This window comes from Pseudomonas sp. PAMC25584 (assembly GCF_058135675.1).
On sequence record NZ_CM176870.1, the window covers coordinates 2,896,076 to 2,910,066 of the forward strand.

Genomic DNA, 13,991 nt, shown 5'->3' on the forward strand with positions numbered 1-13,991 from the left:
CTCGATCACTTCAAGGAAGAGACCATGCACAGACCCTATATTGCCGTGGCCGCTTTGCTCGGGTTTTCGCTGTATACGCTGATGACGATGCTGACTGCGCAGCAGTCGCTGCTGGCGTTTGGACTGCAACTGCTGTCGCAGCCGGACACCGCGCAAGTGGTGATCGACCTGTATCTGATGGCGCTGCTGGCCGGTGTGTGGATGTACCGCGATGCCCGGCGGCGAGGGCGGTCGGTGGTTTCGGTGCTGCCTTACTGGGTGCTGACGGCGCTGTTCGTTTCGGTAGGGCCGCTGCTGTATATCGTCATCAATGGGTTGCGGGATGAATGAGCTTTTGCGTGTCTACGCACTGTGCGTGCTGGTGTTGTGCCTGAAGATGCTGGCGATTTCCTGCTATCAGGGCTTCTTCCGCATTCGGGGGCGGGTGTTCACTAACCCGGAAGATGCGGCTTTCTTCAACCGCACGCCGCAGCCAGAGGAACTGCCGCAAGTCGTCCGAGCCAGCAAGGCGTGGGCCAATGATCTGGAGAACATTCCGCTGTTTTTTGTCGTCGGAGGGCTGTGTGTCGCGTCGGGCACCGCTGTGGTAGCCACGGGTGTGCTGTTCGGGGTTTTTACCCTGGCGCGGGTGGTACACACGGTCATGTATCTGAGGGAGTACCAGCCTTGGCGCACGCTGGCGTATGGGGTGGGCGTGGCGAGTCTGATCGGCTTGGGCGGTATGCTCGGCGCCAGAATGGTCTAAAGGTAACCGGCCTCCTCAAGCGCTAGCTGTCGGCGCCGGCCCCGTGTGATCTGCCCGCCGAATGCCGTCACGCGGGTGGCAGGCTCAACCGATCAAACGCCCTTGGTCGATGGCAACAGGATCGTCAGAATCCCCACCAGCGGCAGGAACGAGCACAGCGTGTAGACATAGGCGATGCCATGGCTGTCCGCGAGCAGCCCCAGCAGTGCGGCGCCGATACCGCTGAAACCGAACATCAGGCCAAAGAACACGCCGGCAATCATCCCGACATTGCCCGGCACCAGCTCCTGGGCGAAGACGACGATGGCCGAGAACGCCGAGGCCAGGATGAAACCGATCACTACGCTGAGCATCGCAGTCCAGAACAGGTCGACATAGGGCAGCGCCAGGGTGAACGGTGCTGCACCGAGGATGGAAAACCAGATGACGGTCTTGCGCCCGATCCGGTCGCCGATCGGCCCACCAAAGAAGGTGCCCGCGGCCACCGCGCCGAGGAACAGGAACAGGTAAAGCTGGGAGCTGGCGACCGACAGGTTGAATTTCTCGATCAGGTAGAAGGTGAAGTAGCTGGTCAGGCTGGACATGTAGAAGTACTTGGAAAACACCAGCACGGCCAGCACCACCAGGGCGAAGGTCACGCGGCTTTTCGACAGGCCGTGGGTGGCTTTGCTGCCTTGCTTGAGCTTGAACAGGTTGAGGTGGTTGCGGTACCAGCGGCTCAAGCCATGCAGCACCAGGATCGCGAACACGGCAAACAGGCCGAACCAGGCGATATGGTCTTGGCCGTAGGGAATGATGATCGCCGCCGCCAGCAACGGGCCAAGCGCGCTACCGGTGTTGCCGCCGACCTGGAAGGTCGATTGCGCCAGGCCGTAGCGCCCGCCGGAGGCCAGGCGGGCCACCCGTGACGTTTCCGGGTGGAAGGTCGACGAGCCGACGCCGATCAGCGCCGCCGCGAGCAGGATCGCCGGGAACGTGCCGACAAACGCCAGCATCAAGATGCCGGCCAAGGTACACACCATGCCCGCTGGCAGCAGCCAGGGCTTGGGGTGGCGGTCGGTGTGGTAGCCGATCCACGGCTGCAGCAGGGAGGCCGTCAGTTGGAAGGTCAGGGTGATCAGGCCGACCTGGGTGAAGCTCAGTCCGTAGTTGGCCTTGAGCATTGGATAGATCGATGGCAGCACGGCCTGGATCAGGTCATTGATCAGATGCGCCAGGGCGCAGGCGCCGAGAACGCGCATGACCAAGGGGCTGACGTGGGGCGGGCTGGAGGTGGCAGCGGGAGACGCGGTCAAGGTCGACATGCAGGCATTCCATACAAGGCAGTGAACGACGGGGAGGCGGGCAGCGATGATTTAAACCGCCGCTCCATGGGTGAACTCGGTGTTTATGCTAGATTTGCCGCCGATGCCTGTCTCGCGAAATTCGGGCAGCAAACATCGCAAAAGGGGCGAAGCCATCAAAACACTGGACAAATTTCTGCGAGAGATCGATGAGGGCGAGTGGGCCGTCATCAGTTCGGCCACCGACTATGCCGATAACTGGGTGATCCCCGAGCACAGCCACGAGAAGCATCAACTGCTGTACGCCACCGAAGGCGTGATGGTGGTGCATTCGGCGCAGAATCAGTGGACGGTGCCGCCCAATCGCGGCTTCTGGATGCCCAGCGGGCATGTGCATTCGCTGCGTTGCGTCGGTGTTCTGAAAATGCGCAGTGTGTTTGTGCGCCCCGCGAGTTTTCCGAACTTGCCGAGCGAAACCAAGGCCGTCAGCATTTCACCGCTGCTCAGTGAGCTGATCAAAGCCTCGGTCAGTTTGAAGCCGCCGTATGCCGAAGATTCGCGCGACGCCCGGATCATGCACCTGATCCTCGACGAGCTCGCCCTGTTGCCGGCCTTGCCGCTGTTCCTTCCCCAGCCTGCAGACCCGCGCATCCGCCGGATTTGCCTGGCGTTGCAGGATGACCCGGGCGATGCCTCGACCGTGGCGGATTGGAGCGAGCGCCTAGGCCTGGACCAAACCACCATCCAGCGCCTGTTCCGCCGCGAAACCGGCCTGACCTTCGGCCAGTGGCGCCAGCAAGCGCGGTTGCTGCTGGCACTGGAGCGGATAGCGGTGGGCGAGAAAATTATCGATGTGGCGTTTGAGCTGGGCTATGAAAGCCCCAGTGCCTTTACCAGCATGTTCAAAAAACAGTTTGGCAAGACGCCGAGTCAATTTTTTCGCTAGCGCCCGCCTCGTCGAGCGTTAACACGGCGGGGTGCTCGCGTACACGTCCAGCAGGCTGTTGAAGGCGTCGATATCCAGCGGTCGGCTGAGGAAGTAGCCTTGACCTTCGTCACAGGCCACTGCCTTGAGCAGTGCCAGGTGTTCGGCGGTTTCAATTCCTTCTGCCGTTACCGTCAGCGACAGGGCGCGTCCCAAGCCGACAATGGCCTGAATAATGGCCTTGTCATCGGCGCTGTCCTCCAGCCGGTTCAAGAAGCTGCGGTCGATTTTCAACCCGTCGAACGGGAACGCGCGCAAGTAGCTCAGTGAGGAGTAGCCGGTGCCGAAGTCATCCATGGCGATGCGCAGACCCAGGTGCTTGAGGGTGTGCATGACCTCAAGCGCGCCGACGGCATCGTCAAGCATCACGCTTTCGGTGATTTCCAGTTCCATGCGCGTCGGCTCGATGCCCGACTTATCCAGGGCGTACCGCACGCGCTCCACCAGGTTGCCGCGCTTGAATTCGGTGGGTGACAGGTTCACCGACACAAAAAGATGCTCAGGCCACTGCGCGGCGCACGTGCAGGCGGTTTCAAGCACCCAGTCGCTCAGCGAAAGGATCAACCCCGACTCTTCGGCAATTGGAATGAAGGTGTCCGGTGCGATCAGGCCGTGCAGCGGGTGTTGCCAACGCACCAGGGCTTCGGCGCCGACCATTTGCCCGTCGCTGATGCGATAGCGCGGTTGAAAGTGCAGGCGCAGTTCTGCGTGCTTGATCGCAAACCGCAGGTCGCTTTCCAGGCGGCGACGCTCGATGATCCGTGCGTTCATTTCACCGGAGTAAAACCGCCAGGTATTACGCCCCGCAGCCTTGGCTTCGTACAGGGCGATGTCGGCGTAACGCAGCAACTCGGTGACCCCGTTGGCGTCATTGGGCGCGAGGGCAATGCCGATGCTGGCGCTGATGAACACGTCCTGCTCGTCGACTCTGATGACCCGTTCGACAGACTCGATCAAGCGCCGGCACAGGGCTTCGACTTCGTCCTGGGCGCCGGCGTCGATGAGGATCAGCACAAATTCATCGCCGCCGACGCGAGCGACCAGGTCACCGTGGCGCACGCAATCGGCCAGGCGGCTCGATACCTCATTGAGCACCCGGTCACCGGCCGCATGCCCGAGCAAGTCATTGACCGGCTTGAACCGATCCAGGTCCAGGCTGAGCATGACCAAAGGGTGCTCCAGGGTAGGCAACGCTTTGAGTTTTCCGTCCAGAAACGCTTGCAGGCGCGTGCGATTGGGCAGCCCGGTGAGAGCGTCGTGCAGGGACAGGAACTCGATGCGCCGCCGCGCTTCGACTTCTTCGGTCACATCGGTGGCGGTCCCGCGAAACCCGCCGCAGGGCATTTCCCGCGCCGACAATCGGGTGGTGCGCTCACGCCCCTGGGCGTCGACGTAGCGACACTGAATGCTGGTGTCCGCGCGCCGCTTGGCCGTGCTCAGCCACTGCGAAAGGGCGCCGTCATCGGTGTCCAGCAGGGCGTGCAGGGGGGCGCCGATCCAGGCCTGGAGGTCCAGGCCCGTGACGCTTTCGAAGCGCTCCGACAGATAGGTGAAGCGCCACAGGTCGTCTATTTCCCAGACCCAGTCCGAACTGGCTTCCACCACATCGCGAAAGCGCGCTTCGCTGGTGGCCAGCGCGTTTTGACTGTCTTGCAGCGACGTGTGGCTGGTATCGAGGGCTTGGGCGTCCGTCGTGGTGCGGCGCATAATCAGCCAGCTCATCAGGCACACCAGCAGCGCAGCCAGACCCAGCAGCGGCAGGCCAACAGTCGTTAACCGCACACCGGGCCGCTCGGGCTGCCAATGCAGGCTGCCGGCGGCGCCGTTATCACTCAGGGAGAACAACAAGGTCTTGCCGATTTCATCGGGTTTAGCGATATGCAGGTGATCGACGCCAAAGTCGTTACCGATTTCGGTCAGCTTGGCGCTGTTGAGGATATCGATGAAGAACAATACGGAGGCTTTTCGCCCGTCCGCTATCACGGTGGGGTCAGTGCCTGGCGTTATCGCCGCTGCCGCCACCAACGTGGGGCTGCCGCGCACGTTAATGAACCTCGTGACCGGTGTGTCCGTCGTGGCGCCTGCGCGTGCTTGTTCGAGCATCGCCGCGATGGGCTGGCCGAGCCATTCGGTGAGCTCAATCGGTTGCAATTTGCCCTCGACCACCGCGTACACCGTGCGGTCCAGGTCGTTGACGACAAACACGCCTTGAAAGCCGAAATCATGGAACAGCGTGGGCCCCACGTTTTCGCGAGCATAGGCCCAATCCGTGTCCACGGTAACGTGCAGGTATTTATAGGCATCGCCCCAGAACGCGTAATCCTTGACGGTCAGGCGTAGGGATTTTTCCAGGGAATGCACCGCCTTGCGGGTGTAGAAGGCGCTTTCGCTGTCTTCGAATCGGTCCAGCTCGTGGGCGAGGTACACCAGCGAATAGCTGGCCGCTGCAAACACGCAGGCGAGCAGCGCCACGCACTGGAACAGCGACGTGCGCGCCAGCGACAGGCTGGTGCGCCGGGAAAGCTTGCGAACGATCGGGGCGAGGGTATTTGGCATTGATTCCCGCAGGGCGCAGCTGCATGTCGGGGGGGGGTGACAGGCTATCGGCCGCCTTGCGCAAAAAATGAGCGCTTCAGGTGCGGTGGGTGGCGGTGCGGGCGCGCAGTGCTTCGTGTGGATTTCGGTTGTCTTGCGGCCTGCTGTCGCGGTAAGTGGGTCGCGGTTGTTTCGCCACGCGGCCGGCCGCCCAAGCCAGCACGGCCGCCGCGCCCAGCACTGCGGCACTTAGTTCGAACGTGGCCTGGTAGCCACGCAGGTCGAACACCCAGCCGCCCGCGATGGCCCCCGAGGCAATTGCCAACTGGATAATCGCTACCATCAACCCGCCGCCAGCCTCGGCGTCGTGGGGTAGGGTTCTCGCCAGCCAGGTCCACCAACCCACAGGCGCGGCAGTGGCCATCATCCCCCATAGGGTGAGCAACACGGTGGTCATCAGCGTCGAACGGCCTACCATGACCAATGCGATCGCGACGGCGGCCATCATCAACGGGATCACGATTAGCGTCGGGTACAGGCCGTTTTTCAAGAAGCGTTCGATCAGGAAAGTGCCGGCCAGACCTGCCAGGCCCAGCACCAACAGGATCAGCGATAGCATGGAGACGCTGACGTGGGTCACCGTTTCCAGAAACGGGCGCAGGTAGGTAAACAGCATGAACTGGCCCATGAAAAACGTACAGACGGCGACCATGCCCAAAGCCACTGGCCGGTTCTTCATCAAATGCACTGGATTGATGGTTTTCCCAACTGCCTGCGTTCTGATCGACGGCAGGCTCAGCAGCAGCCATACCACGGCCACCACGGCCACCGGCACTACGCAGAAAAAGGCGCCACGCCAACCGATCAATGCGCCTAGAAAGCTGCCCAGTGGTGCCGCAATCACCATCGCAAATGCGTTGCCGCCGTTGATCATCGCCAATGCTCGTGGCACCAGGGGGGCGGACACCAGGCGCATTACCGTAGCGGCGGACAGCGACCAAAAGCCGCCAATGGCCACGCCGATCAGCCCACGTCCCAGCATGAAGATCAGATAATTCGGTGCGAATGCCACCACCGTTCCGGAGACGATCATCAGCACGGTCAGTGAAATCAGCAGCCATCTGCGATCTACCCGCGCTGCGACTGAGGCGATGAGCAGGCTGGTCAGTAAGGCAAATAGCCCCGAAACGGAGATGCCTTGGCCGGCCTGACCTTCGGTGATACCCAAGTCGGCAGCCAGCGGGGTGAGCAAGCTCACGGGCATGAACTCGGACGCGACCAGGGCAAAGGCTGCCAGTGACATTGCGAGCACGGCGCCCCAACGTTGCGCGGTAGAGGTAGCGGTCATGACTTGAATCCTGTGTTGCGCAGCGCGGCCTCGGCAGTGAGGCCGCACGTCGAGAGGGTCACTTCAGGTAGGTGTTAAAGAAGCGAGTGAGTTTTGCGAATGGGATAAGGTCGACCCGGTCGTAGAGGTCCACATGGCCTGCGTCAGGCACGATTACCAGCTCTTTGGGCTCGGCGGCGCGTTGATAGGCGTCCTCGCTGAACTCGCGCGAATGCGCGTGGGCGCCGGCAATCAGCAACAGCGGGCGCGGTGAGAGCGTGTCGATGTCGTTGAGCGGGTAGAAGTTCATGAACTTCACGTTGCTGGTCAGCGTCGGTCGGGTAGTGGTTTGCGTGGAGGCGCCGGTAGGGGTGAATGCGCCGCGCGGCGTGCGGTAGAAGTCGTAGAACTCGTCCCCCACGGCATTGCCGGTGAGTGCTTGCGGTGTACCGCCGGTGTAGAGGGTTTCGCCGCCCTGGAACTCCACATAGCGCTGATTGGCTGCCTGAAACAAGACGTGCTGGCGTTGCTCGCGCGTGACCGCATGGTTGAGGCCGTTGCGGTTGACGGCGCCCATGTCGTACATACTGACGGTGGCGATGGCTTTGAGGCGCGGGTCGATCTTCGCTGCGCTGATGGCGAAGCTGCCACTGCCGCAGACGCCAATCACGCCAATGCGCTCACGATCCACCATTGGCCGGGTGCCGAGGAAATCCACGGCGGCACTGAAGTCTTCGGCATACAGTTCGGGCAGCACCGCGTTACGTGGCGAGCCAGCGCTTTCGCCCCAGAACGACAGGTCCAGGGACAGGGTGACGAAACCCTCTTCGGCCATTTTGGTGGCGTAGAGGTTCGCGCTCTGTTCTTTGACGGCGCCCATTGGGTGGCCGACGATAATCGCGGCGTTTTTTGAGGTGGGGGCAAGGCGGTTGGGCACGAACAGATTGCCCACGACCTGCATGCCGTATTGATTGTTGAAGGTGACCTTTTCTACGGTCACCTTGTTGCTGGTGTAGAAGTTGTTTGCGCCGTTGGACATGTCGGCTCCCAGTGAGGAAAAAGACGTCACCAGCAAACCCAGGGCGAGCAAGAGGCTTTTCATTGGCGGTTCCTTGGTGAAATGAGTTCGCCCATTTTCCCGATGCCGCCAAGGGTTCTGTAGTGCGTTCCGCTGGATTACTTGCCTGATCCTCTGAGTCTTGAGATTCGCTGGGGACGGCCAAGAACTGACGCGTTACAGTTCAGTGAATAAACGAAAGAGCCTGTTATGACGGACAATCAGTCACCCCTGGCAATGCTGGTGCAGGCCATCGGCTCGCGGATATCGACACCCGGTGACTTCGCCATGCCCATTCCGGGGCTGGGCCTTTATCGCCGTGAGCATCCCTCCACGCCGGTGGTGTGCATGGTCGAGCCGTGCATCGTCCTCGTCGCCCAGGGCGAGAAGCAGTTGTGGGTGGGCGGCGAGGGGTACCCGTATGACACGTCGCGTTTTCTGCTCACCTCGCTGGATATTCCGGCCAATTCAGAGGTGCGGGTGGCCAGCCCAGCACACCCGTGCCTGGGGCTGACGTTCAAGCTGGATCTGCGCATATTGGCCGAACTGATCGCCCAGCGTGAGCTGCCGCCGATGCGTGAGCGGCCGGTGATGAAGGGCGTGGGGATTGGTGCGGTCACCGATGGCATGCTCGCGGCATTCGCACGCCTGGTAGCATTACTGGATGAGCCGGAAGCGATACCGGTAATCGCCCCGCTGATCAGCCGCGAGATTCATTACCGACTGCTGAAGAGCGATCAGGCCGGCCGGTTGAGCCAGATCTGTTCGGTTGACGGTCAGGGCTATCGCATTGCCAAGGCTATCGACTGGTTGAAGCTCAATTACGACGCGGCGCTGCGTGTGGATGAGTTGGCCGCGCGAGTACAAATGAGCGCCGCTACCTTTCACCATCACTTTCGTCAACTGACGGCGATGAGCCCGCTGCAATATCAGAAGTGGCTGCGTTTGAACGAGGCCCGACGCTTGATGTTGAACGAACACCAGGATGTTTCCAGCGCAGCCTTCAAGGTTGGTTATGAAAGCCCCTCACAGTTCAGTCGTGAATACAGCCGACTGTTCGGCGTGCCGCCCAAACGCGATATTGCGGCGCTGCGCGGTAAAGCGGCGAGCGCCGCTCAGGCGTCGTCAAGTTAGCGAAAAAGATGCAGCTAATCGGCCGTGTGAACAGCATCGTCCACGAGCCCAACGCGCACGGCGCGCCGAAAAGGCGGCCATCGCGGGAGAAAGATTGGTGCGCCGGCATCGCGCTCGATTGCCCCGTAATGATTGTGCTGCGCTGACGCGTGAACACGCCAGTGATGGGGTGAATCCCGTTGGGGGCGGTGTCGGCCCGCCCCGAACGGTCAGGTTTCAGTTGATCCGTGGATGCTGCTGCACAAGGTTGTTGCGCTTGGCTTCCAACTCGGCAATTTCGGCATCAATGTCTTCGATTTTCTGCTCGATATTGTCGTGGTGTTCCTGCAGCAGTTCCTTGGCCTCTTCCATGTCCGAAGCGGCCGGAGCGGCGCCGCGCAGGGGCTTGTTGGCGGTTTCCTTCATGGTCAGGCCGGTGACCAGGCCGACCACGGCGAACACCATCAGGTAGTAGGCGGGCATGTACAGGTCGTTGGTGCTTTCCACCAACCAGGCCACTGCGGTCGGGGTCACGCCGGCGATCAGCACCGAGACGTTGAACGCACTGGCCAGGGCGCTGTAGCGCAGGTGCGTGGGAAACATCGCCGGCAGGGTCGATGCCATCACACCGATAAAGAAGTTGAGCACGATGGCCAGGATGAGCAGGCCGCTGAAGATCAGGCCGATCTTGCCGCTGGTAATCAGCATGAACGCGGGGATCGACAGGAAGAGCAGGCCGATGCTGCCCGCGATGATGAAGGGTCTGCGGCCGATCTTATCGCTGATAAAACCAATGAACGGCTGCACGAACAGCATGCCGACCATGATCGCGATGATGATCAGCACGCCGCTGTTTTCTTTGTAATGCAGGTTATGCGACAGGTAGCTCGGCATGTACGTGAGCAGCATGTAATAGGTCACGTTGGTGGCCGCGACGATACCGATGCAGGTCAGCAGGCTGCGCCAGTGCTGGGTGGCGACTTCCTTGAACGACACTTTTGGGCCGTGGGTCAGGCCTTCGCGGTCGCCTTGTTCGAGTTTGTCCATGTGCTGTTGGAACGCCGGCGTTTCTTCCAGCGCATTGCGCAGGTACAGGCCGATAATGCCCAGGGGCAGGGCCAGGAAGAACGGCAGGCGCCAGCCCCATGCTTCGAAGTCCGCTTCGCCCAATACGCTGGAAATCAGTACGACCACACCGGCGCCGAGCACGAAGCCGGCGATGGAGCCGAAGTCCAGCCAACTGCCGAGAAACCCGCGCTTGCGGTCCGGGGCGTATTCGGCGACGAAGATCGAGGCGCCGGTGTATTCACCGCCCACCGAGAAGCCTTGGGCCATCTTGCACAGCAACAGCAGGATCGGCGCCCAGATGCCGATCGAGGCATAGCCGGGAATCAAGCCGATGGCGAAGGTGCTCAGGGACATGATCACGATGGTCGCGGCCAGGACTTTTTGCCGCCCGTATTTGTCGCCCAGCGAGCCAAAGAACAGGCCGCCCAGGGGACGGATCAGGAAGGGGACCGAGAAGGTGGCCAGTGCGGCGATCATTTGTGTGCTGGGAGAGGCGTCGGGGAAGAACACCTTGCCAAGCACATAGGCGACAAACCCGTATACGCCGAAGTCGAACCATTCCATGGCGTTGCCCAATGCAGCGGCGGTGATCGCCTTGCGCACCTTGGCGTCGTCGACGATGGTGATGTCTTTCAACCCGATGGGTTTGACGCTTTTCTTACGTAATTTCATGCGGACCACTCTGAAACTGAACTGGGGTGGTGCCATCGCTACGATGGCACCGCTCTGTCAGTTGAGATACAAGCGGACACCAAATAATTCACCACTATTTGCGTTTTTGTGCCGATGAGTTGAACTTCATGAGTTCCCAAGGGAGTCAACCCCATGCCTGTCATCGCTTCCCGCCTGATCTATCGCCAACCGCAACCTGAAGACGTGCAGCGATTGTTCGCGATCTTCGGCGACCCGCAGACCAACCTGTTCAATCCCGCCGGCCCCATGACCTGTCTTGCAGACGCGCAACGCCTGCTGAACCGCTGGCGCGAACACTGGGCCGCCCAGGGCTACGGCTGGTGGGCCATTGCCCTGCGGGACGCGCCGCAGCACGTCATCGGCTTTGGGGGAGTTGCGCCCCTGCATTACCTGACGCAGCAGCGCATCAACCTGGGCTATCGCTTTGCCGTCGAGGCCTGGGGGCAGGGCTACGCCACCGAGCTGGGCCGCGATGCGCTGGCGCAGGCATTCGACACCCTTGATTTGCCTGAAGTGTTCGGGTTGGTGCGGCCTGATCACAGGATGTCGATTCGGGTCCTTGAAAAGATTGGCATGCAACGCTGGGGCGTGCTCGACGATGTCCCCGGTGAGGCACCGAGCGTGGTGTTTCGGGCTTGTCGTCCTATAACCTGATTTTCATGCTCATCGCTGTATCCGCATAACACCTAGATAAACGGCAATCTTTCAGATTGACAGCGCGGAGGGCGCCCGATATAAAAGTCGCAGTTGTACGACGACATATGACGTTACATGTGTCCTATCTAACAAAAATAAAAAGTGATGCCATGAACTTGAACGAGCCCATCAACGCCCATCGCGTTGGCCAAGCGGTAGGCAACTATCGCTGGACCATCTGCGCGATGCTGTTCTTCGCCACCACCGTCAACTACCTCGACCGCCAGGTGCTCAGCCTGCTGGCGCCGCAGTTGTCGACGCAATTTGGCTGGAGCAACACCGATTACGCGAATATTGCGGCGGTGTTCCAGTTTGTCTATGCGATTTCCATGCTGTTCGCCGGGCGGTTTGTCGACAAGATCGGCACCAAGGCGGCTTACGTCATGGCGATTGCCATCTGGTCCACCGGCGCCATCATGCATGCGTTCGCGGTGCCGATGGGGCAGGGGATCGCAGCCCTGAGCGCTGCGATTGGTCTGGCGGTGATTCCGGTATCGATTGCGGGCTTTATGCTCTCCCGCGCAGTGCTGGCGATCGGTGAGGCGGGCAACTTCCCGATTGCGATCAAGGCCACCGCCGAGTATTTCCCGAAGAAAGAACGCTCGCTGGCGACCGGCATTTTCAACTCGGGCGCCAACGTCGGCGCGATCCTGGCGCCGATCTGTGTGCCGCTGATCGCCGGGATGTGGGGCTGGGAAGCGGCGTTCATGGTCATCGGCATGCTCGGCTTTGTCTGGGTCGCGGTGTGGGCTGCGGTGTATGAAAAACCCGATCAGCAAAAACGCCTGTCGGCCGAAGAGCTGGCCTACATCCGCAGTGACCAGACTGCACAGCCGTTCACCGCGCAGGCTGCAGGCGCGGCGTCGAAAAAAGTCTCGTGGTTCAAGTTGCTGACCTATCGCCAGACGTGGGCCTTTGCCTTCGGCAAGTTCATGACTGACGGCGTGTGGTGGTTTTTCCTGTTCTGGCTGCCGACTTACCTGTCGGCGCAATACGGCATGAAAGGCGCCGATATCGTCATGCCGCTGGCGGTGCTGTACAGCATGACCATGGTTGGCAGCATCGGCGGCGGCTGGTTCCCCAGCTACTTCATGGCGCGTGGTGATGCGCCTTACGACGGCCGGATGAAAGCCATGTTGGTCATCGCACTGTTCCCGCTGGTGGTGCTGCTGGCGCAACCGTTGGGCTACATCAGCTTCTGGGTGCCGGTGTTGCTGATCGGCGTGGGCGCGTCGGCGCACCAGGCGTGGTCGTGCAATATCTTCACCACCGTGTCCGACATGTTCCCGCAGAAAACCGTGGCCTCGGTGGTCGGCATCGGCGGCATGGCCGGCGGCCTGGGCGGGGTGGTGATGACCAAGGTCGGCGGCTGGGTGTTTGACTACTACAAGTCCATCGGCGATATCCATACCGGCTACATGATCATGTTCGCGATCTGTGCGCTGGCGTATCTGGTGGCCTGGAGCGTGATGAAGAGCCTGGTGCCGCGCCACAAGGAAATCACTGATTTGTAAACGCGGCGGGGCTTGAGTCGTCCGAGCCCCGCACTACAGCGCACGCGCCCAGGTCTGGCTGACCAGTGGCTGGCCAAAACTGAGGGTGGGCTCTTCCTCAATCAGCTCAAAACCGGCTTTCTGGTAGAGCTTGCGCGCGTCGGTCAGTGCACTCATGGTCCACAGCATCATGCGCGTGTACCCGGCATTTCGGGCAAAGCGCAGGCATTCATCCACCAGGCGCCGGCCGATGCCCAGGCCCCGCGCACTCGCGTCGACGTAGAGCATGCGCAGTTGGGCGGTGCTGTCGTCATGGCGCACCACGAACACCGACCCCACCACCGCGCCCTCTTTCTCTGCGATCCAGCAGCGCTCACAGGTCGGGTCGAACCCGCGCAGGTACTTGGCGACAATCTCCGCCACCAGTGCTTCGAACTCCCAGTTCCATTGGTATTCACGCGCATACAGTGCCGATTGCTGCTGCACCACCAGGCCCATGTCGCCGGGTAGCGGGTCGCGCAACAGGTAGCTCGGGGCGGTGCCTTGCAGCAACGCTTGAATGCGCTGCATGGCTGCGGTCAATTGCTGTTGTTGCGGCTCGGGCAAGGCACTCAATAAGGCAATGACTTCTTGCTGGGTTTGCTGTTCCAGCGGGGCCAGGACGGACCGGCCCAGGTCACTGAGGTGCAGTTGCACCGCACGCGCATCGGTGATCGAGCGGACTTTCTGGATCAAACCCTTCTTCTCCAATCCGCTGATCAGCCGGCTCAAGTAACCCGCATCCAGACTAAGCATCTGGCAGAGGTCGGTGCTGGTCAGGTCGCCGCGTGAGGACAGTTCGTACATCACGCGGATTTCGGTGAGGGAGAAGTCGCTGTGCAGCAGGTGTTCCTGCAGCACGCCGATCTGCTGCGTATAGAAACGGTTGAAGCCGCGCACGATACCGGCGCGCTGAACAAGCAGGGGAGTGGACATGGTGCGCGCTCTGATGGTTGC

General features: G+C 61.2%; 12 protein-coding genes. 6 read left to right on the plus strand and 6 right to left on the minus strand.

The window, feature by feature from the left end; genetic code table 11:
• The first annotated feature begins 24 nt into the window (after positions 1-24).
• Positions 25-330 carry a DUF2834 domain-containing protein gene (locus ACS5Q8_RS13300; protein WP_465160290.1) on the plus strand — a complete coding sequence of 102 codons (306 nt, stop codon included), beginning with the start codon at positions 25-27 and terminating at the stop codon, positions 328-330.
• Positions 323-745, plus strand: coding sequence for an MAPEG family protein (locus ACS5Q8_RS13305; RefSeq protein ID WP_276192790.1), 423 nt, complete (start codon positions 323-325; stop codon positions 743-745). The genes ACS5Q8_RS13300 and ACS5Q8_RS13305 overlap by 8 nt, the downstream gene beginning before the upstream one ends.
• Before the next feature lie 92 nt (positions 746-837).
• On the opposite strand, the gene ACS5Q8_RS13310 is transcribed toward ACS5Q8_RS13305, so the two are convergent.
• Positions 838-2,049: an MFS transporter gene (locus ACS5Q8_RS13310; protein WP_426101690.1), complete on the minus strand. Its 1,212-nt coding sequence runs from the start codon at positions 2,047-2,049 to the stop codon at positions 838-840.
• Positions 2,050-2,152: 103 nt separating this feature from the next.
• Between ACS5Q8_RS13310 and ACS5Q8_RS13315 the strand changes: the two genes are divergently transcribed.
• Positions 2,153-2,974: an AraC family transcriptional regulator gene (locus ACS5Q8_RS13315; protein WP_276192792.1), complete on the plus strand. Its 822-nt coding sequence runs from the start codon at positions 2,153-2,155 to the stop codon at positions 2,972-2,974.
• A gap of 18 nt (positions 2,975-2,992) precedes the next feature.
• On the opposite strand, the gene ACS5Q8_RS13320 is transcribed toward ACS5Q8_RS13315, so the two are convergent.
• From ACS5Q8_RS13320 to ACS5Q8_RS13330, 3 genes are all read right to left on the minus strand, one after another.
• Positions 2,993-5,569 carry a bifunctional diguanylate cyclase/phosphodiesterase gene (locus ACS5Q8_RS13320; RefSeq protein WP_465160291.1) on the minus strand — a complete coding sequence of 859 codons (2,577 nt, stop codon included), beginning with the start codon at positions 5,567-5,569 and terminating at the stop codon, positions 2,993-2,995.
• 76 nt (positions 5,570-5,645) lie between these two features.
• Positions 5,646-6,896, minus strand: coding sequence for an MFS transporter (locus tag ACS5Q8_RS13325; RefSeq protein ID WP_465160292.1), 1,251 nt, complete (start codon positions 6,894-6,896; stop codon positions 5,646-5,648).
• A gap of 58 nt (positions 6,897-6,954) precedes the next feature.
• Positions 6,955-7,977: an alpha/beta hydrolase gene (locus ACS5Q8_RS13330; protein WP_247402691.1), complete on the minus strand. Its 1,023-nt coding sequence runs from the start codon at positions 7,975-7,977 to the stop codon at positions 6,955-6,957.
• Positions 7,978-8,142: 165 nt separating this feature from the next.
• Here ACS5Q8_RS13330 and ACS5Q8_RS13335 point away from each other — a divergent pair, with 165 nt between their 5' ends.
• Complete coding sequence (locus ACS5Q8_RS13335; RefSeq protein ID WP_443698843.1) at positions 8,143-9,066, plus strand: AraC family transcriptional regulator; 924 nt, start codon at positions 8,143-8,145, stop codon at positions 9,064-9,066.
• 216 nt (positions 9,067-9,282) lie between these two features.
• On the opposite strand, the gene proP is transcribed toward ACS5Q8_RS13335, so the two are convergent.
• Positions 9,283-10,785: a glycine betaine/L-proline transporter ProP gene (gene proP / locus ACS5Q8_RS13340; protein WP_276192797.1), complete on the minus strand. Its 1,503-nt coding sequence runs from the start codon at positions 10,783-10,785 to the stop codon at positions 9,283-9,285.
• A 153-nt stretch (positions 10,786-10,938) separates the two neighbouring features.
• On the opposite strand from proP, the gene ACS5Q8_RS13345 reads away from it, so the two are divergent.
• Positions 10,939-11,460, plus strand: a complete 522-nt coding sequence (locus ACS5Q8_RS13345; protein WP_276192798.1) for a GNAT family N-acetyltransferase — start codon at positions 10,939-10,941, stop codon at positions 11,458-11,460.
• A gap of 152 nt (positions 11,461-11,612) precedes the next feature.
• Positions 11,613-13,016, plus strand: a complete 1,404-nt coding sequence (locus ACS5Q8_RS13350) for an MFS transporter (RefSeq protein ID WP_465160293.1) — start codon at positions 11,613-11,615, stop codon at positions 13,014-13,016.
• A 33-nt stretch (positions 13,017-13,049) separates the two neighbouring features.
• On the opposite strand, the gene ACS5Q8_RS13355 is transcribed toward ACS5Q8_RS13350, so the two are convergent.
• Positions 13,050-13,970, minus strand: a complete 921-nt coding sequence (locus ACS5Q8_RS13355; RefSeq protein WP_465160294.1) for a bifunctional helix-turn-helix transcriptional regulator/GNAT family N-acetyltransferase — start codon at positions 13,968-13,970, stop codon at positions 13,050-13,052.
• Positions 13,971-13,991: the final 21 nt, after the last annotated feature.